Raw genomic sequence first — 17,390 nt, forward strand, 5'->3', positions numbered from 1 at the left:
AGCCGCGGGCAGCGGGCTGGCTTCAGGCCAGCTTGAAGACCGCCACCGTCTGCGCCAGTTCGTCGGCCTGGTGCTGCAGGCTCTGCGCCGCAGCGGCCGACTCTTCCACCAGGGCGGCGTTCTGCTGGGTCATCTGGTCCAGCTGCGAGATGGCCGTGCCGATCTGGTTGATGCCGCTGCTCTGCTCGGAGGTGGCGTGGCTGATCTCGTTGACGATGTGGCTGACACGTCCGATCGCCGCGGTGATCTCCTGCATGGTCTGCCCGGCATGGGCCACCAGGGCGGCGCCGGACTCCACGCTCTCGGTGCTGCTGGTGATCAGGGCCTTGATCTCCTTGGCCGCCTCGGCGCTGCGCTGGGCCAGGTTGCGCACCTCGGCGGCCACCACCGCGAAGCCGCGGCCCTGCTCGCCGGCGCGCGCCGCCTCGACGGCCGCATTGAGGGCCAGGATGTTGGTCTGGAAAGCAATGCCATCGATCACGGAGATGATGTCGCTGATCTTGCGCGACGAGGCGCTGATGCGGTCCATGGTGGCGACCACCTCGCCCACCACCGTGCCGCCGCGCTCGGCCACGGCCGAGGCCTCGCGGGCCAGTTCGTTGGCCTGGCGGGCGGAGTCGGCGTTGTGGCGCACGCTGGCGGTCAGCTGCTCCATGGCCGAGGCCGTCTCCTCCAGGTTGGAGGCCGCCTGCTCGGTGCGGTGGCTGAGGTCATGGCTGCCGGCCGCCACTTCCTTGGAGGCGGTGGCAATGCTGTCGGTGGCGTTGCGCACGCCGGAGACCACGTCGCGGATGGCCTCCTGCATGCCCTGCACGCCGTGCATCATCTGGGCCGTCTCGTCGGCCCCGTGGACCCGGATGGGCTGGCTGAGGTCCTGGCGCGCAATGCGCTCGGTGGTGTCCACCGCCAGGCTCAGGGGCTCCAGGATGGAGCGGATGTTGAACAGCGTGTAGGTGCCGATCACCAGGATGCTCACCAGCATCACGCCGGTGAGGGCCAGGCGGATCTGCTTCTCCTCGCTGTCCAGGCGCGTGACTTCTTCCTCTCCATGCGCGTCCACCAGCTTGGTCATCTCGCCCAGCTGCTTGTCCAGCGCACGCACCGGGCCCTTGATGGGTTCGGTGGCGCGGTTGGCCGTGGCGGTGTCGGGGAACTCGCCCTTCTGGATGCGCTCGATGATGCCCTGGAAGCCCGTGCGGTACTCGGCCAGGGACTGGCGCATCTGCGCAGGCATCTTCTTCACGGCGGGGGCGATGTCCAGGCGCTCGATGGTGTCCAGGCCCTTGTTGACCTTGCCGAAGGTCTCCTCCCATTCGCCCCGGTACTTGGCAACGGCCTTGTCGTCGACCAGATTGATCAGCAGGTCCTTCTCGTAGCGCCGCAGGTTGCCGATGCCGGCGCGCACGCTGGCGAGCTGGGTCAGGGTCTCGACATCGTTGCCAACGTAGTGCTTGAACTGGGCCTTGGCGCGGGACAGGCTCCACAGCCCGTTGCCGCCTATCACCAGCATGGCCAGTACGGCCAGGACCGCCAGCACATAGAGCCGGGTGCGAATCGTGTAGTTCCGGAGCGCGAGCATGGAATCCCCTTCACGAACATGGGCTTGGCAAGCGTAGCCGCCGTGCAAGGGGCTTACAAGCGCCCAGCCCGATTAAGGGGTCACGTCTTGCGCCACAGTGCCTCCATCGCAACAGCGAAGCGGCTGGAGATGTCCGCCTGCCGCTCGTGACGCCCCTGGACCAGGCGCGGCTGCCCGGCCACATGGACCGAGCGCAGCACCTCGCCCTGGCTGGCGAAGACCAGGCCGTCCAGCATGGCCGACGAGGGCAGGCCCAGCAGCCCGGAAGCTGCCGGATCCAGCTCCAGGAAGTCGGCCCGCGCCCCCACCTCCAGGCCCCATTGCCGCAGGCCGGCCGGTGCGGCGCTGCCGCGGCGCACGGCCTCGAACAGGCGGGCCGCGGTGGCGGGTTGCGTGCCGGGCTGCGCCGCGACATTGCGCTGCTGCAGGCCCAGGCGCTGGCCGTACTCCAGCCAGCGCAGCTCCTCGACCCAGCCGCGGCCGACGTGGCTGTCCGAGCCCAGGCTCAGGGGCACTCCCGCGGCCAGCCAGCCGCGCAGATCGCAGAGGCCGTCGCCCAGATTGGCCTCGGTCGTGGGGCAGATCACCGCGCTGGCGCCGCTGGCTGCCACGGCGGCGATCTCCTCCGGCGTGCTGTGCGTCGCGTGCACCAGGTGCCAGCGCGCATCGGGCCGGAAGTCCTCGCAGAGGTAGGCCATCGGTCGGCGGCCGGTGGCGGCCAGGCAGTCGCGCACCTCGGCCTGCTGCTCGCTGATGTGGATGTGGATGGGGATGTCCGCATCGCCCAGCAGCGCCTGCAGCGCGCGGATGTCTTCGGCGTGAGCCGCACGCAGCGAGTGCAGGGCGACGCCGGCATTCAGCAGCGGCCGGCCGGCGGCGTTGAGGCGCTGGCTGGCCTGCCAGACCCAGGCGGCATCGGTGCGGAAACGGCGCTGGTCCTCGCGCAGCGCGGGCTGGGCGAAGCCGGCATGGGCATAGAGGACCGGCAGCATCGTCAGGCCCAGGCCGGCCTCCTCGGCCGCATCGGCCAGGGCCCAGCTCATGGACAGCGCGTCCGGGTAGGCGCTGCCGTCTTCCTGGTGCTGCAGGTAGTGGAACTCGCAGACCTGGGTGTAGCCGCCGCGCAGCAGCTCCAGGTAGAGCTGGGCCGCGATGGCCTGCAGCTGCGCGGGCGTGGTGCGCAGGGCGACGCCGTACATGCGGTCGCGCCAGGACCAGAAGTCGTCGCTGTCGCTGTCACGCTGCTCGGCCAGGCCCGCGAAGGCGCGCTGGAAGGCGTGGCTGTGGGCATCGACCAGGCTGGGCAGCACGGGGCCCTGCAGCCGCGTGGCATCGGGCGGGCAGGCCTGGCCGGCCTCGATGGCGGCCCAGTGCCCGCGGGCATCGACGCTCAGCAGCACATCGGCCTGCCAGCGGCCGTCGACCCAGGCCTGCTGCGCGAAGAAGCGGGGAGCGGCGCTCATGCGGCGGGCTTCCATTGCAGATAGGTCGACAGCAGCTCGCGCAGCAGCGGCTGCACGCGCGCCGCCAGGGCCGGCTCGTAGGCATAGGGCGCGGTCTCGTTCATGTAGCAGCTCTGGCACATCTCCAGCTGCACGGCGTGCCAGCCATTGGCCGGCTGGCCGTAGTGGCGGGTGATGAAGCCCCCCTTGAAGCGGCCGTTCACCACCTGGGTGTAGTCCTGCTGGGCGGCCTGCACGGCGCCAAGGCTTTGCGTGATCGCGGGATCGCAGCTCCTGCCCTCGGCCGTGCCCAGGTTGAGGTCGGGCAGCTTGCCTTCGAAGAGCCAGGGCAGCTCGGAGCGGATGCTGTGCGCATCGAACAGCAGGGCATGGCCGTACAGGCTCTTGACCCGGTTCATCTCGGCCGTCAGGGCGCGGTGGTAGGGCAGCCAATAGCGCTGGCGGCGGCGGTCCTTCTCCGCTTCATCGGGTGCCTGGCCGTCCTGGTAGAGCGGCTCGCCGGTGAAGAAGCGCGTGGGGCACAGCTCGGTGTTGGAGGCCCCGGGGTACATGGGCGTGTCCTCGGGCGGACGGTTGAGGTCGATCAGGTAGCGCGAGTACCGCGGCACGATGAGGCTGGCGCCCAGCTCCTCGGCGATGGCGCCGTAGAGCTGCTCCAGGTGCCAGTCGGTGTCCTCGCTGGCCAGGGCGCGCGGCACGTAGCGATGCTGCTGGTCCTCGGGGATCTCGTGCCCCACGTGGGGCATGGAGATGATCAAGGGCGTGCGGCCTTGCCGCAGTCGGAAGGGTGCAGTCATGGAGGGCTCTTCGGAAGACGATCAGCCGCGCGGCACGCCGCCACGCACGGTGAGGCGCAGCGGGTTGCGGCCGAAGAAATAGGACAGCTCGTTCGGGTGATCGATGTCCCACAGGCAGAAGTCGGCCCGCTGGCCGGCCTGCAGCTGGCCGCGGTCCCGCAGGCCCAGGGCGCGCGCCGCGTTCACGGTGACGCCGCGCAGCGCTTCCTCGGGCGTCAGCCGGAACTGCGTGCAGGCCATGTTGAGCATCAGCAGCAGCGACAGCGTGGGCGAGGTGCCTGGGTTGTGGTCGGTGGACACGGCCATGGGCACGCCCGCCTCGCGCAGCGCGGCGACGGGCGGGAGCTGGGTCTCGCGCAGGAAGTAGTAGGCGCCGGGCAGCAGCACGGCCACGGTGCCGCTGGCCTTCATCGCGGCGATGCCGGCCTCGGACAGGTGCTCCAGGTGATCGCAGGACAGCGCGCCGAACTCGCAGGCCAGCTGGGTGCCGCCCTGGTCCGAGAGCTGCTCGGCATGCAGCTTCACCGGCAGGCCCAGGGCCTTGGCCGTCTCAAACACGCGCCGGGTCTGGGCCGGCGTGAAGCCGATGCCCTCGCAAAACGCGTCCACCGCATCGACCAGGCCCTCGCGCTTGAGCTTGGGCATCCAGTCGCAGACGGCCTGGATGTAGTCGTCCGCCCGGCCCTGGAATTCCAGCGGGATGGCGTGGGCGCCGAGGTAGGTGGTGCGCACGTCCAGGCCCAGCTCGGCCAGACGGCGGGCCACGCGCAGCATCTTGGCTTCCGCGGCCTGCGAGAGGCCGTAGCCGGACTTGACCTCCAGCGTGGTCACGCCCTCGGCCATCAGCGCCAGCGCGCGGTGCGCGGCCTGGGCGTAGAGCTGGTGCTCGCTGGCCTCGCGCGTGGCGGTGACGGAGGAGCGGATGCCGCCGCCGGCCCGCGCGATCTCCTCGTAGCTCGCTCCCTTCAAGCGCAACTCGAATTCATGCGCCCGCTGACCGCCGTAGACCAGGTGGGTGTGGCAGTCGATCAGGCCCGGCGTGACGACGGCGCCGGCCATGTCATGGACCTGGTCCGCCGTGTTGGCGAGGTCGTCCGGCAGATCGGCGCGCGCGCCGACCCACAGCAGGCGGCCGTCCTGGGACAGCATGGCGCCGTCCTCGATCCAGCCCCATTCCGTGCCGTCATCGGCCATCGTGGCCAGGCGGCCCTGGGTCCACAGCGTGGTCTTGCTCATGCCTCGTCGCTCCATTGCATCCACCAGGCCTGCGCCGCAGCGCGGCCTTCATCCTTGAACACGCAGCGCTGGGCCACGGGAGACTCGCACCAGGCCAGGCTCATGGGGCGCAGCGGCATCGCGCGGCCGCCGTGCTCCAACACGCCGCCCTGCCCGGTGAACAGGCCCACCCAGCGCCCGGCGGGCTCGAGCGCCTCGCTCGCCGGCGTCACGGTCATGCGCCCCTTGCCGCGGCGGTGCATGAGGTTGAAGTCGCGGGTGAGGCCGCCCAGCAGCGTGCAGTCGGGGCCCAGGGCGCCGTCGAAATGCAGGAGGTCGTCGCCCGGGCGCAGCTCGTAGTCGTAGAGGCAGACGCCCTCGCCGCGCAGCACGGCGAACCAGCGGTCCACGCCCTCGAACTTCGAGAAGGGGCCGTCGGCCTCGATGTCCGCCACGCTGAGGCGCAGGGTCCAGTCCGCGGCATGCGGCCAGGCCAACAGCTCGCGGGTCCAGCCGCCGTTGTTCTTCCAGCGCTGCGGGCTGACGTCGTCGGCGCAGAGGATGCTCCAGCTCATGTCTCGAACCTTCCTTGAAGCAGGTAGCGCGAGCCCGGATGGGTCAGGCGCACATGGGTGACGGGCTGGCCGCGGCTGAAGGTGAGGCGCTTCAGCACCAGGCAGGGGTCGCGGCGGCTGATGCCCAGCAGTTTGGCCTCCTGCTCCGCGGGCAGCAAGGACTCGATGGTGTAGCGCGCCTCCGACAGCGGGGCCGCTTCCAGCAGGTAGTTCGTGGGCGTGGTCCGGGTGAAGTCCACATCCAGGTAGCCCGGTGCGGACTCAGGGTTCACGAGCCGGTCTTCCACCTGAATGGGCACACCGTTCTCCAGATGGACGATCAGGCTGTGAAACAGCGCTGCGCCGGCCTTGAGCCCGAAGAGCGCGGCCTGCGCCTCGTCCGCCTTGATGCGCGCGAGGCTCACCACACGGGCCTCGTGGCGGTGGCCGCGCTCGGCGATCTCGTCATGCACATCCCGCACGGTGAGCGTGGACGAGATGCGGTGGATCTGCGCCACGAAGCTGCCCACGCCCTGCACCCGCTCCACCAGGCCCTCCTGGTGCAGCTCGCGCAGCGCGCGGTTGACGGTCATGCGCGAAAGGCCGAACTGGCCGGAGAGCTCGGCCTCCGAGGGCAGCAGATCGCCCGGGACCCAGCGGCCGCTGGCGATGCCCTCGCGCAGGTGGTTCTTGACCTTGAGGTACTGCGGCCCCGGCGCACTGGAAGTGGAAACAGCAGTGGAAACAGGAGGACTGGCCATGGTCCGGATGGTAGTTGACTTTACTTGTATAGACAACTAGAGTCCGTCTCATTCCAGACCCGGCCCCCACCCTTCCCACCCGGTGCCGGCCCTGATTCAACGAAGGAGACACCCCATGTCCGCACAAGCCCGTGTCGTGCGTGCCCCCACCGGCACCACCCTGCATTGCAAGAGCTGGCTCACCGAGGCCGCCTACCGCATGATCCAGAACAACCTGGACCCGGTCGTGGCCGAGAACCCGGCCGAGCTGGTGGTCTACGGCGGCATCGGCAAGGCAGCGCGCAACTGGGAATGCTTCGACGCCATCCTGTCCACGCTGAAGGACCTCAACGAGGACGAGACCCTGCTGGTGCAGTCCGGCAAGCCCGTGGGCGTGTTCAAGACGCATGCCGACGCCCCGCGCGTGCTGATCGCCAACTCCAACCTCGTGCCGCACTGGGCCACCTGGGAGCACTTCAACGAGCTGGACCGCAAGGGCCTGATGATGTACGGCCAGATGACGGCCGGCAGCTGGATCTACATCGGCACGCAGGGCATCGTGCAGGGCACCTACGAGACCTTCGCCGAGGCCGGCCGCCAGCACTACGGCGGCTCGCTGGAAGGCCGCTGGGTGCTCACCGCCGGCCTGGGCGGCATGGGCGGCGCACAGCCGCTGGCCGCCACGTTTGCCGGCGCCGTCTCGCTGAACATCGAGTGCCAGCAGTCGCGCATCGACTTCCGCCTCAAGACCCGCTACGTGGACGAGCAGGCCAAGGACCTGGACGACGCCCTCGCCCGCATCGCCAGGTACACCGCCGAGAAGAAGGCCATCTCCATCGCCCTGCTGGGCAATGCCGCCGAGATCCTGCCCGAGCTCGTGAAGCGCGTGAAGGCCGGCAGCGCCATCAAGCCTGACCTGGTGACGGACCAGACCTCCGCCCACGACCTGATCAACGGCTATCTGCCCGCCGGCTGGACCGTCGAGCAATGGAAGGCTGCCGCGGCCGACCCGGCCCAGCACGCCGACCTCAAGGCCGCCGCCGCCCGCGGCTGCGCCGTGCACGTGCAGGCCATGCTGGACTTCCAATCGATGGGCGTGCCCACCGTGGACTACGGCAACAACATCCGCCAGGTGGCCCTGGACCAGGGCGTGAAGAACGCCTTCGACTTCCCCGGCTTCGTGCCCGCCTACGTGCGCCCGCAGTTCTGCGAAGGCCGTGGCCCCTTCCGCTGGGTGGCGCTGTCCGGCGATCCGGAAGACATCGCCAAGACCGATGCCAAGATCAAGGAGCTCTTCCCCGAGGAGGCCCGCGTGCACCGCTGGCTGGACATGGCCGCCGAGCGCATCGCCTTCCAGGGCCTGCCGGCGCGCATCTGCTGGCTGGGCCTGGGCCAGCGCCACATCGCCGGCCTGGCCTTCAACGAGATGGTGCGCAAGGGCGAGCTGAAGGCGCCCATCGTGATCGGCCGCGACCACCTGGACAGCGGCTCCGTGGCCAGCCCCAACCGCGAGACCGAATCGATGATGGACGGCTCGGACGCCGTGTCCGACTGGCCCCTGCTCAACGCCCTGCTCAACACCGCCGGCGGCGCGACCTGGGTCTCGCTGCACCACGGTGGCGGCGTGGGCATGGGCTTCTCCCAGCACAGCGGCGTGGTGATCGTCTGCGACGGCACGGAAGCCGCCGACAAGCGCCTGGCCCGCGTGCTCTACAACGACCCGGGCACCGGCGTGATGCGTCATGCCGATGCGGGCTATGACATCGCGAAGAAGGCCGCCAAGGAACGCGGCCTGCACATGCCCATGCTCTGATCGGCCGATGGCCACTCGGGACCGGGGCAGGCAAGACCTGACCCCGGTTTGCCTCCGGACTCACAGAACACCCCCACAATGACCACTCTCGAATTGACCCCCGGCCAGCTGACGCTGGACCAGCTGCGCCAGATCCGCAAGGGCGGCGTGCGCATCGCCCTGCACGCCTCGGCGCGCGAGACCATCCGCCGCTCCGCCGCCATCGTGCAGGCCCATGCCGCCGGTGACGCGGCCGTCTACGGCGTCAACACCGGCTTCGGCAAGCTGGCCTCGACCCGCATCAGCAAGGACGACCTGGCCACGCTGCAGTTCAACCTGATCCGCTCGCACTGCGTGGGCGTGGGCGCGCCGCTGGCGCCCGGCGTGGTGCGCCTGATGCTTGCGACCAAGGCCGCCTCGCTGGCCCGCGGCTTCTCGGGCGTGCGCGAGGAAGTCGTGCAGAGCCTGCTGGACGTCTTCAACGCCGGCCTGGTGCCCTATGTGCCCAGCCAGGGCTCGGTGGGCGCCTCGGGCGACCTGGCCCCGCTGTCCCACATGACCCTGGCGTTGCTGGGCGAAGGCGAGATGCTGGTCGACGGCCAGCGCCGCCCCGCCCGCGAAGTGCTGGCCGCCGCCGGCCTGCAACCCCTGGTGCTCCAGGCCAAGGAAGGCCTGGCCCTGATCAATGGCACCCAGACCTCCACCGCCCTGGCCCTGGAAGGCCTGCTGCGCTTCGAGACGGTCTATGCCGCCGCCATCGTGGCAGGCAGCCTGAGCCTGGACGCCGCCCGCGGCAGCGACGGCCCCTTCGACCCGCGCATCCACGAGGTGCGCGGCCAGCCGGGCCAGATCGAATCGGCCAAGGCCTACCGCCAGCTGCTGGCGGGCAGCGCCATCCGTGCCTCTCACAAGGAAGGCGACGAGCGCGTGCAGGACCCCTACTGCCTGCGCTGCCAGCCCCAGGTCATGGGCGCCTGCCTGGACCAGTCCCGCTATGTGCGTGACGTGCTGCTGCGCGAGGCCAATGCCGTCACCGACAACCCGCTGGTCTTCGCCCAGGAAGATGGCACGAGCTACATGGTCTCGGGCGGCAACTTCCACGCCGAACCCGTGGCCCTGGCCGCCGACGCCCTGGCCTGCGCCATCGCCGAGGTGGGGGCCATCGCCGAGCGCCGCATTGCCATGCTGATCGATGCTGGCGTCTCGCGCCTGCCGCCCTTCCTGACCGCCAACGCCGGCCTGAACTCGGGCTTCATGATCGCCCACGTCACCGCCGCCGCCCTGGCCAGCGAGAACAAGAGCCTGGCCCACCCGGCCAGCGTGGACTCTCTGCCCACCAGCGCCAACCAGGAAGACCACGTCTCCATGGCCACCTTCGGCGCCCGCCGCCTGGGCCAGATGCTGGACAACACCGCCCACATCATCGGCATCGAGCTGCTGGCGGCCGCCCAGGGCATCGAGTTCCTGCGCCCGCTGAAGAGCTCGGACGCCCTGGAGAAGGCCCACGCCCTGATCCGCCGCGACTGCCGCGCCATGCCCACCGACCACTACCTGGCGCCGGACATCGAGCGCGCCTTCGCGCTGGTCGAGGGTGGCGAGCTCTCGGCCCTGACCAGTGAGGTGGGCCAGCTCAGCGTCCTGCCCTGAAGCCCCGCCCGGCAAGCCATCGGCCCCACCCCCTTGCCTGAGGGGGGCGGGGCCTTTTTTCGTGAAGTGCGGCGCGCCGGGGCTGGCGCTGTGTGCAACTTGATGCAAGCCAAGCCGGCCGGGAGCGGAAAATCAGGGTGAACCCTGATCCCGATCCATGCGTGCCCTGTTCGTCCTGTTCGTCTGCAGCCTGATCGCGCTGGCTGCCCAAGCCCAGCGCGTGGCCTTCATCAACCCGGGCCTGCATGACGAGACCTACTGGGTGACGGCCGGCGAGGCCATGCAGCAGGCGGCCCGCAGCCTGGGGCAGAACTTCGAGCAGCAGTTCGCCGAGCGCGATCCCGAGCAGGCCCTGCGGATTGCACGGGAGCTGGCCGCGCGCCCCGCGGGCCGGCGGCCCGACTACGTGGTGCTGGTCAACGAGAAGGGCACCCTGGTGGAGGCCTCGCGCATCCTCGCCGGTGCCGGCATCAAGACCTTTGCCGCCTTCAACGGGCTGTTGCCCCAGGAGCGCCCGGCTTGGTCGCCGCGCCAGGGCCTGCCCCTGCTGATCGGCAGCCTGGAGCCGCGGGCCGAGGACGCCGGCTACCTCACCGCCCGAGCCCTGATCGCGCAAGGACGCCGGATGCGCCTGCAGGCCGCCGACGGCAAGCTGCACCTGCTGGCGATCTCGGGCGACCGCTCCACGCCGGTCTCCATTGCCCGCACCGAGGGCATGCGCCGCGCCGTGGCCGAGCAGCCCGATGTGGTGCTGGACCGCGTGGCCTTCGGCGACTGGCGCAAGGACCTGGCCGCCGAACTGGCCAGCGAGCTGTTGGCCGCCTACCCCGAGGCTCGCCTGCTGTGGGCCGGTTCCGACCAGATGGCCTTCGGCGCCATGCAGGTGGCCCGCAGCCGCCAGCTGGAGCCCGGACGGCAGATGCTGTTCTCGGCCATCAACACCTCGCCCGAGGCCATGCAGGCCCGCATCAAGGGCGAACTCAGCGCCCTGGCCGGCGGCCACTTCCTGTGCGGTGCCTGGGCCCTGGTGATGATCCACGACCACCACCGCGGCCACGACTTCAGCGACCTGGGCCTCGTGCAGCAGCAAGGCATGTTCACGCTCTTCAGCGCACAGGACGCCGAGCGCTTCCTCGCGCGCCACGGCAAGGGCCTGAGCGGTCTGGACTTCCGCCGCTACAGCCGCGTCCTCAATCCCGGCCTGGCCCGCTACACCTTCGACGCCCGGGTCCTCCTGCGCTGAGGCGGACTCAGTACCGGCCCGTCGCCCCCGCCACCCGCAGGTAGACATAGGCCGCCCAGGCCACCAGCCCCCGCCGCAGCACGGCGCGCAGGCCGGTGCCCACGGCGCGTTCATCGGCGATGCACACCGAGCCCGTCAGCGCGGTCTCGAAGGCCGCGGCCACCTCGCCCGCCACGGTCTCGTCCTCGACGACCACATTGGATTCGAGGTTCAGCAGCAGGGACAGCGGGTCGATGTTGGAGCTGCCCACCGTGGCCCAGCGGCCGTCCACCACGGCCACCTTGGCATGCAGGAAGGCCTGGGTGTATTCGTAGATGCCGATGCCGCGGCTCAGCAGTTCGGCATAGAGCGCATGGGCGGCCATGGCGGCGATGCGATAGTCCACCTTGCCCTGCAGCAGCAGGCGCACCCGAACCCCGCGCCGGGCGGCGCCCAGCAGGGCCCGGCGGAAGGCCCGGCCCGGGTAGAAATAGGGCGTGACCAGGTCCACCGTCTGCTGCGCACCGCGGATGGCCTCGATATAGGCCCGCTCGATGGTGCGGCGCTGACGCAGGTTGTCCCGCAGCACGAAGGCCGCGCAGACCGGCGGCAGCGCGTGACCGGTGTCGATGTCGTCACGGCCCGGCATGCGCAGGCGCCGGAACAGGCGGCGCATGCGCTGCAGCGGCTCGGGGCTGCGCACCAGGGCCAGGAGCTCCTCGCCGAAGTCGCGTCCCAGCCAGGCGCGGGTCCAGACGGCGCGCGCCGCCTGCTGCACCGGCTCGACGACGGGGCCGCGCAGGCCCAGGGCGAAGTCCAGGCGCGGGGCGTCCAGCTGGCCGTGGTTGAGGTCCACGCGGTCGCCGATGATGTTGATGCCGCCCACGAAGGCCTGCTCACCGTCCACCACGCAGAGCTTCTGGTGCAGGCGTCGCAGCTGCCCCGGCTGCAGCCAGCGCCACCAGCGGTCCATGGGCCGGAAGATGGCCAGGGCCACGCCGCTGCCGGCCAGCTGTTCGCTCAGCCAGACCAGGCTGGCCTTGGAGCCGAAGCCGTCCACGACCACGCGAACGCGCACGCCGCGCGCCGCCGCGGCCCGCAGCGCGGCCACCAGGGAGGCGCCCGCTTCGTCGTGGTGAAAGATGTAGGTGGCGAGCCAGACCTCGTGCCGCGCCTGCGCGATGGCCGCCTCCTGCGCGGGGAAGAGCTCATCGCCGCCGCGCAGCAGGCGCACCTCGTTGCCGCCGCTGAATTGCGGCCGGGACACGGCATGCCAGCTCAGCTGGTGCCCGAGGTCTGCCATGGTTCAGGCGAGCTCCAGCTCCGCCAGCAACGGCAGGTGGTCCGACATGCGGGCCCAGCTGCTGCCGCGCGGCACCTTGAGCCGGTGGCATTGCAGGCCCCGGGTGTAGATGCGGTCCAGCGCGAACACCGGCACCCGCGAAGGAAAGGTGGCCGGGCGTGCGCGGCCGGCAGGGTCTTCGGCGCGGAACAGGCCGCAGTCGCGCATGGCCGGATCCAGACGCTCGCCCCAGTCATTGAAGTCGCCCGCCACGATGAGGCGTGCGCCGGCCGGCACATGGGCGTCAATGAACTCGGCCAGGCGCTGCACCTGGCGCACGCGGCTGCTGTGCATCAGGCCCAGATGGGCCACCACCGCATGCAGCTCCTGCCCCTGCCAGCGAACGGGCACGTGCAGCAGACCGCGCTGCTCGAAGCGGTGGTCGGAGACGTCGTGATGGCCGATGTCCCCCAGCGGGAAGCGCGACAGCAGGGCATTGCCATGCTCGCCATGCTTGGTCACCGCGTTGGTCCGGTAGGCGACCTGGTAGCCGTCCGGCGCGAGGAAGTCGGCCTGCCCCTCCTCGGGCCAGCCGAAGAAGGTGTGGTTGAACTGCCGCGCCTCGCGGTGGTGGAAGTGCCGCACCTCCTGCAGGAAGACCAGGTCCGCCTCCAGCGCCTCGATGCCCAGGCCCAGGTTGTGGATCTCCAGGCGCTTGGCGGGCCCCAGGCCGCGCACGCCCTTGTGGATGTTGTAGGTGGCCACCTTCAGCCTTGCGGGGCTTCCCTGGCGGGCCGCGGGCGGCTCGGGGGCGAAGCTGGAATGGCGGAAGGCACCGGTGCGCATCAGCGGGCCTCCTTCCCGGCGCTGCCGCTGAAGCGCGCCAGGTGCAGGATGGCCTCGGCATTGGAGGGGGAGAAGCAGAGGTCCGCCGCCTCGCGCCAGGGCAGCCAGCGGTACTGCAGGTGCTCGCGCGGCGCCAGGCGCACCGGCGTGCCGGCGGGCACCGTGAGGCCGAAGACATGCTCGGTGTTCTGGGTCACCCCCGGCGCATAGCGGTGGCGCCAGACGGGGTAGATCTCGTAGACGTTGGCCAGTGCCCAGTCCTGCAGGGCCGTCGCGGGCACCTCGGGGCTGCCGACGCAGATGCCGGTCTCCTCCTGGACCTCGCGGCAGGCGGTGTCGGCCAGGGGTTCGTCCAGGCTGTCCTTGGAGCCGGTCACGCATTGCCAGAAACCCGGGCGGTCGGCGCGTTCCAGCATCAGCACCTGCAGATCGGGCGTGTGGATCACGACCAGCACGGATTCAGGGATCTTGTAGGGGCGCTCGGCCACCGGGTGCGGTGCGGCAGCGGGATGAACGGCAGGACTGGCGGACATGCGTGGAAGCATAGCCCAGCCCCGCCGGCGCTGTCCTGGCCGGGGGTCTCAAGGCCCGCTCAGGTGTGCAGCAATCGACCGCCCGCAAAGGACCAGTTCTCCCACTGCGTCTCCTTGATGACCAGCATCAGCTGCTCGGCGTCCAGGCCCGCGGCCTCCCACAGCCGGACCAGCTCGGCCAGCATCTGCCGCTTGACCTTGACGCTGCGGCCCACGGACCACAGCAGCTCGACCAGCACGAAGTCCGGGCCGCGCGGGCGGGCGGTGTCGGGGTAGTGGGCATCGAAGACGAAGTCCTCGGGCGGCAGCTCCAGCACGCGCTGGAACCGGTCCGCCTCGGGCACGCCCACGGCGACCAGGGCGGCATGGACGGCGTCCAGGGCCTTGCGCTTGAACTCCGGAGACTTGGGCGCTTGGACGGTGATGGTGACCAGGGGCATGTCATCCTCCCAGGGCCCTGCACGGGAGCCCGCGCCACCATTGTGGGCCGGCCCTCGACGCCATACCGGCAGCGGGGACAAGGCCCCGGCCGGGGTCAGGTCTTGCCGTGCTTGGTGGCCACCGGCGGCGGCAGGTCCTTGGCGGCGAGCTCGCGCACCTGCACGACCAGCTTGTTGTGGGCGTCCAGGAAGGCCGCGGCGATCACCTTGCCCTCGTTGCTGTTGGCCCAGCCGGCACCGCCCGCGCCGCCCAGCTTGCCGACCACCAGGCCGCCCATGCCGAGGTCCGTCACCCGCACGGAGCCGGTGGCGGCGGCGAGCTGCTCGGTGGTCTCGTTGTCAGTCAGCAGCAGGGCCACCTGGGCTTCCTTCAGCTTGACCTGCTCGGCGGCGGCCACGAACTTGTTGAGCACCGGGATCTGCGCCATGAGGCCGCCCACCTCACGGCCGGCGTTCTGCTCGCTGAAGGTCAGGCTGGGCGTCAGGCTGTACTGGGCCTCGTAGCCACGCCCCTTGTGCACCGTGTTGCCCTCCTGGCGCAGGATGCCGGCGTCCTTCAGTTCCTGTTCCTTGATCGTGGCCTTCAGGCCCGCTGAGCGGTCCACCACGCGGAAGCAGCCACTCTGCTGGGCCAGCAGGCGGATCAGAGGCACCGGCGAGCTGGGCAGGCCGTAGCTGCCGGACAGGGTGTAGCCATTGGGGTTCTCGACCAGGGCCAGCGTGGCCACCGGGGCGTCGCACTTCACCAGCTCCTTGCTGGCCTGGTGCGCGCCGGCGGCGCCGGCCGAGCCGGTGATCTCGGAGCTGCCTTCGCCCAGCTTGGCGCCCTGCTTGCCGCAGGCGGCCAGCAGCAGCAGAAGGGCCAGGGTGGACAGGTGACGGGCGGTCATGCGGGAACTCCTCGGGGTGGCTTGTTATGGGTCTGGCCGCAGATTTTCGGGTAGCGGCACGGTGAAATTCTTTACCAAATGTTTGTTCCCCCGGGGATCGGGGGCGCAACGACTTCGACGGCGCGCCGACGCCGCCACTCCCGCAGCAGCAGCAGGCCGACGTGGAGCACCGCCCAGGCCGTGAACACCGTGCAGGCAGCAACGAAGGGACCATCCACAAAGCCCAGCCACCCCTCGCCGCCCAGGCCGGCCAGGAGGCACAGCGCGTTGACGAGTCCGCCCGCCAGCAGGGCCAGGCCCAGGACCCGGCGCGCGGGGCGCCGCCAGCGCGGGGACAACAGGGCGATCAGCAGGCCCGCCAGCACCAGCGGCGACAGCGCCGCACACAGCAGTGCGAGCAGGATGAGCAGGAAGGTGGGAGGCATGGGTCGCTCGAGGGGCCAGAGGCACCGGGTCAGGCCTGACGCAGCCAGAGCGTGTTGAGGGTGACGGTGCGCAGCCCCAGGCGTTCGCAGTTCGCCTGGCTTTGCGAGCCATGCTCGACATCGGTGAAGACCCGCTCGACCCCCGCCTGGGCCGCCGCGTTCAGGCGTGCGGCCAGGAGCGCCGCATGGACGCCGCGGCCGCGCGCCTGGGGGCGGGTGAAGGCATTGCCCAGGAACGCCGTGCCACCGTCGAGGAACAGCGTGCTCCAGCCCAGCACCGCCCCGGTGGGCTCCGTGGCGATGAAGAACTGGAACGCGTCGCTGCAGTAGTAGCGCTGCTTGGCCGCCCGGCGTGCCGGTGGGAAGGGCGTGCCCGCGCTCTCCAGCAGGTCAAAGCACAGTGGCGTCTCGCTGGCGGTCAGGCGGCGGACCGGATGCGCGGGCAAGAGCCGCTCGGAGGGCGGTCGCCCGGCGAGATAGCACAGCGCGCCCTCGGGGCGGAACCCGGCGGCCTGCAGTGCAGCGGCGAGGTCCGGCCGGAATTCCGAGGGCCGCAGCTCCACGGCCGCGAGCGCCGTTGGCAGCTCGGCCAGCGCCTCTGCGGGCAGCTGGCCCGCATGCCGGGCGATGGCGCGGCTGTAGTAGGCACTGGCCGGGCGCGAGGCGTCGGCCAGCCACCGCCAGTGGGGGCTGCCGCCCAGGTCGATGGCGGCCCCCTCGGCGGCGCTGGTCCGATGGGCGTTGAAGTGGGCAAAGGCCAGCTCGGCGGCGGCGAGGGTGTCCAGCAGCGTGGCGTGCGGCATGGCGGCGGGGGGCGAATTCATCGACTCAGGCCAGCAGGCGCGCCGCCAGCCAGGCCAGCAGCACCAGCACGGCCGGGCAGGCCCAGCCGAATCGCAGCGCGATGGAGACGGTGTTGCCGGCCTCTTGCGCCGCTGCGGCGTGCTCCGAGGCAAGCGCCCAGCCCACGTTCAAGGCCCAGCCCGCGGCGATGCCCGCGAGCGCCGCAGTGGCGGTGCCCGCATGGCCGCGAAGCCACAGCCCGAGGAACAGGGCCACCGGCAGGATCAAGGCTGCGAGCAGCAGGGAGGCAATGGAGAGTCGTTTCATCAGGCTCCTCACGGGGTCCCGGCGCTGGGCCGGAGCTCCAGCAGACGCTCGCCATTGTGCGGCAGAGCCCGTCATGCCGCCGCCAGGTCCACCTTGGACATGGGCACCGCCGCCTCCATGATGATCTGCAGGGCGAGCTCCAGGCTGAGCACCTGCCGGCCGGCCTCCAGGGCCTGCTGGAGGGCCGCACCGAACAGCAGGGGCCACTCGGACGGCTCCTTGCAATACAGGGTCACCACCGGCAGCAGGGCCGGCCACAGCGCCTTCACGTAATTGACCGGGAGATCGCCCGCGTTGTGGCCGTCGGGGAAACGGGGAATGCCGAAGGCCTCCGTGCCGACCGTCTGCGAGACGTGGGTGAAGAGGGCCGAGATGTCGGGGAGCCGGGTGCAGCCGTGATGCTGGGCCGCGCCCGCCGCCAGGCTCCAGACGGAATGCTTCGTCTCCGCCAGCGCCTGGTTCAGCGCATCCCCGAAGAAGTAGTGCCTTCCGTTGGCGGCGGTGACCGTCATCAGCGCGGCCGTCTCGGGCAGGCCCTTGGCCCGTGCCTGCGCGCGAAGCTGGGCCTGGCAGGCATAGCCCGCCAAGGCGCCCAGGGCGCACAGCAGGGATTCGAAGTGCACGCCCCGCTCGTCGTTCATGCCCTTCAGGAGGCGCTGGAACACCTCCCTGCCGCCCAGGCGGGCTCCGATCAGCGCGTCTGTCTTGCGCTGTTCCTCGATCGTCCGGAGCAAGGCCTGGCTGGCTGGGTCCAGGGGTGGATGAAACGGCCTCTGCGACGCCGGGCCCTTCTGGCCGAACAGCCTCGCAATGATTGACTTGAACACGATGCTCCCAAGTGAACGGACACAGGGG

At 70.7% G+C, this 17,390-nt stretch carries 18 protein-coding genes; 3 read left to right on the forward strand and 15 right to left on the reverse strand.

What is annotated here, in order from left to right; genetic code table 11:
- Window positions 1-22: 22 nt before the first annotated feature.
- From O9Y01_RS10250 to hutC, 6 genes are all read right to left on the reverse strand, one after another.
- Window positions 23-1,579, reverse strand: a complete 1,557-nt coding sequence (locus tag O9Y01_RS10250; protein WP_269631497.1) for a methyl-accepting chemotaxis protein — start codon at window positions 1,577-1,579, stop codon at window positions 23-25.
- 80 nt (window positions 1,580-1,659) lie between these two features.
- A complete protein-coding gene (locus O9Y01_RS10255; RefSeq protein ID WP_269631498.1) occupies window positions 1,660-3,042 on the reverse strand; it encodes a formimidoylglutamate deiminase in 1,383 nt (460 codons plus the stop codon).
- Complete coding sequence (gene hutG / locus O9Y01_RS10260; protein ID WP_269631499.1) at window positions 3,039-3,839, reverse strand: N-formylglutamate deformylase; 801 nt, start codon at window positions 3,837-3,839, stop codon at window positions 3,039-3,041. Before hutG ends, O9Y01_RS10255 begins: the two co-directional genes overlap by 4 nt.
- A gap of 21 nt (window positions 3,840-3,860) precedes the next feature.
- Window positions 3,861-5,075, reverse strand: coding sequence for an imidazolonepropionase (gene hutI / locus O9Y01_RS10265; RefSeq protein ID WP_442952743.1), 1,215 nt, complete (start codon window positions 5,073-5,075; stop codon window positions 3,861-3,863).
- The gene (locus tag O9Y01_RS10270) at window positions 5,072-5,629 is read right to left on the reverse strand and encodes a HutD/Ves family protein (RefSeq protein ID WP_269631500.1); all 558 of its coding nucleotides are present in this window, start codon (window positions 5,627-5,629) and stop codon (window positions 5,072-5,074) included. The genes hutI and O9Y01_RS10270 overlap by 4 nt, the downstream gene beginning before the upstream one ends.
- A complete protein-coding gene (hutC, locus tag O9Y01_RS10275) occupies window positions 5,626-6,369 on the reverse strand; it encodes a histidine utilization repressor (protein ID WP_269631501.1) in 744 nt (247 codons plus the stop codon). Before hutC ends, O9Y01_RS10270 begins: the two co-directional genes overlap by 4 nt.
- A gap of 115 nt (window positions 6,370-6,484) precedes the next feature.
- On the opposite strand from hutC, the gene hutU reads away from it, so the two are divergent.
- From hutU to O9Y01_RS10290, 3 genes are all read left to right on the forward strand, one after another.
- The gene (gene hutU, locus O9Y01_RS10280) at window positions 6,485-8,161 is read left to right on the forward strand and encodes a urocanate hydratase (protein ID WP_269631502.1); all 1,677 of its coding nucleotides are present in this window, start codon (window positions 6,485-6,487) and stop codon (window positions 8,159-8,161) included.
- A 78-nt stretch (window positions 8,162-8,239) separates the two neighbouring features.
- A complete protein-coding gene (gene hutH, locus O9Y01_RS10285; protein ID WP_269631503.1) occupies window positions 8,240-9,787 on the forward strand; it encodes a histidine ammonia-lyase in 1,548 nt (515 codons plus the stop codon).
- Between the two features lie 157 nt (window positions 9,788-9,944).
- Window positions 9,945-11,030, forward strand: coding sequence for an ABC transporter substrate-binding protein (locus tag O9Y01_RS10290; RefSeq protein WP_269631504.1), 1,086 nt, complete (start codon window positions 9,945-9,947; stop codon window positions 11,028-11,030).
- A gap of 7 nt (window positions 11,031-11,037) precedes the next feature.
- Here O9Y01_RS10290 and clsB read toward each other — a convergent pair whose 3' ends face one another.
- The 9 genes from clsB to O9Y01_RS10335 form a co-directional block, all read right to left on the reverse strand.
- Window positions 11,038-12,312, reverse strand: coding sequence for a cardiolipin synthase ClsB (clsB, locus tag O9Y01_RS10295; protein WP_269631505.1), 1,275 nt, complete (start codon window positions 12,310-12,312; stop codon window positions 11,038-11,040).
- 3 nt (window positions 12,313-12,315) lie between these two features.
- Window positions 12,316-13,137, reverse strand: coding sequence for an endonuclease/exonuclease/phosphatase family protein (locus O9Y01_RS10300; RefSeq protein WP_269631506.1), 822 nt, complete (start codon window positions 13,135-13,137; stop codon window positions 12,316-12,318).
- A complete protein-coding gene (nudB, locus tag O9Y01_RS10305; RefSeq protein ID WP_269631507.1) occupies window positions 13,137-13,670 on the reverse strand; it encodes a dihydroneopterin triphosphate diphosphatase in 534 nt (177 codons plus the stop codon). Before nudB ends, O9Y01_RS10300 begins: the two co-directional genes overlap by 1 nt.
- Before the next feature lie 59 nt (window positions 13,671-13,729).
- A complete protein-coding gene (locus tag O9Y01_RS10310) occupies window positions 13,730-14,110 on the reverse strand; it encodes a tautomerase family protein (protein ID WP_269631508.1) in 381 nt (126 codons plus the stop codon).
- Window positions 14,111-14,205: 95 nt separating this feature from the next.
- Window positions 14,206-15,000, reverse strand: coding sequence for a CsgG/HfaB family protein (locus O9Y01_RS10315; protein ID WP_269631509.1), 795 nt, complete (start codon window positions 14,998-15,000; stop codon window positions 14,206-14,208).
- Window positions 15,001-15,071: 71 nt separating this feature from the next.
- Window positions 15,072-15,425 (reverse strand): hypothetical protein, encoded by a 354-nt coding sequence (locus O9Y01_RS10320; RefSeq protein WP_269631510.1) that lies wholly within the window; start codon window positions 15,423-15,425, stop codon window positions 15,072-15,074.
- A gap of 29 nt (window positions 15,426-15,454) precedes the next feature.
- Complete coding sequence (locus O9Y01_RS10325; protein WP_269631511.1) at window positions 15,455-16,249, reverse strand: GNAT family N-acetyltransferase; 795 nt, start codon at window positions 16,247-16,249, stop codon at window positions 15,455-15,457.
- Window positions 16,250-16,253: 4 nt separating this feature from the next.
- Window positions 16,254-16,535: a hypothetical protein gene (locus O9Y01_RS10330; protein WP_269631512.1), complete on the reverse strand. Its 282-nt coding sequence runs from the start codon at window positions 16,533-16,535 to the stop codon at window positions 16,254-16,256.
- A gap of 71 nt (window positions 16,536-16,606) precedes the next feature.
- Window positions 16,607-17,269 (reverse strand): hypothetical protein, encoded by a 663-nt coding sequence (locus O9Y01_RS10335; RefSeq protein WP_269631513.1) that lies wholly within the window; start codon window positions 17,267-17,269, stop codon window positions 16,607-16,609.
- Window positions 17,270-17,390: the final 121 nt, after the last annotated feature.

The organism is Pelomonas sp. BJYL3 (assembly GCF_027257975.1).
In the GTDB taxonomy this organism is placed as follows: domain Bacteria; phylum Pseudomonadota; class Gammaproteobacteria; order Burkholderiales; family Burkholderiaceae_C; genus Roseateles_B; species Roseateles_B flavus.

Excerpts from the sequence above, each read along its gene's own strand:
- O9Y01_RS10270 (WP_269631500.1), bottom strand. The coding sequence starts at position 5,629 with ATGAGCTGGAGCATCCTCTGCGCCGACGACGTCAGCCCGCAGCGCTGG.
- hutH (WP_269631503.1), top strand. The coding sequence starts at position 8,240 with ATGACCACTCTCGAATTGACCCCCGGCCAGCTGACGCTGGACCAGCTG.
- hutI (WP_442952743.1), bottom strand. The coding sequence starts at position 5,075 with ATGAGCAAGACCACGCTGTGGACCCAGGGCCGCCTGGCCACGATGGCC.
- O9Y01_RS10320 (WP_269631510.1), bottom strand. The coding sequence starts at position 15,425 with ATGCCTCCCACCTTCCTGCTCATCCTGCTCGCACTGCTGTGTGCGGCG.
- O9Y01_RS10315 (WP_269631509.1), bottom strand. The coding sequence starts at position 15,000 with ATGACCGCCCGTCACCTGTCCACCCTGGCCCTTCTGCTGCTGCTGGCC.
- nudB (WP_269631507.1), bottom strand. The coding sequence starts at position 13,670 with ATGTCCGCCAGTCCTGCCGTTCATCCCGCTGCCGCACCGCACCCGGTG.
- O9Y01_RS10310 (WP_269631508.1), bottom strand. The coding sequence starts at position 14,110 with ATGCCCCTGGTCACCATCACCGTCCAAGCGCCCAAGTCTCCGGAGTTC.
- hutG (WP_269631499.1), bottom strand. The coding sequence starts at position 3,839 with ATGACTGCACCCTTCCGACTGCGGCAAGGCCGCACGCCCTTGATCATC.
- O9Y01_RS10325 (WP_269631511.1), bottom strand. The coding sequence starts at position 16,249 with ATGAATTCGCCCCCCGCCGCCATGCCGCACGCCACGCTGCTGGACACC.
- hutC (WP_269631501.1), bottom strand. The coding sequence starts at position 6,369 with ATGGCCAGTCCTCCTGTTTCCACTGCTGTTTCCACTTCCAGTGCGCCG.
- O9Y01_RS10300 (WP_269631506.1), bottom strand. The coding sequence starts at position 13,137 with ATGCGCACCGGTGCCTTCCGCCATTCCAGCTTCGCCCCCGAGCCGCCC.
- clsB (WP_269631505.1), bottom strand. The coding sequence starts at position 12,312 with ATGGCAGACCTCGGGCACCAGCTGAGCTGGCATGCCGTGTCCCGGCCG.
- O9Y01_RS10330 (WP_269631512.1), bottom strand. The coding sequence starts at position 16,535 with ATGAAACGACTCTCCATTGCCTCCCTGCTGCTCGCAGCCTTGATCCTG.
- O9Y01_RS10250 (WP_269631497.1), bottom strand. The coding sequence starts at position 1,579 with ATGCTCGCGCTCCGGAACTACACGATTCGCACCCGGCTCTATGTGCTG.
- hutU (WP_269631502.1), top strand. The coding sequence starts at position 6,485 with ATGTCCGCACAAGCCCGTGTCGTGCGTGCCCCCACCGGCACCACCCTG.
- O9Y01_RS10290 (WP_269631504.1), top strand. The coding sequence starts at position 9,945 with ATGCGTGCCCTGTTCGTCCTGTTCGTCTGCAGCCTGATCGCGCTGGCT.
- O9Y01_RS10255 (WP_269631498.1), bottom strand. The coding sequence starts at position 3,042 with ATGAGCGCCGCTCCCCGCTTCTTCGCGCAGCAGGCCTGGGTCGACGGC.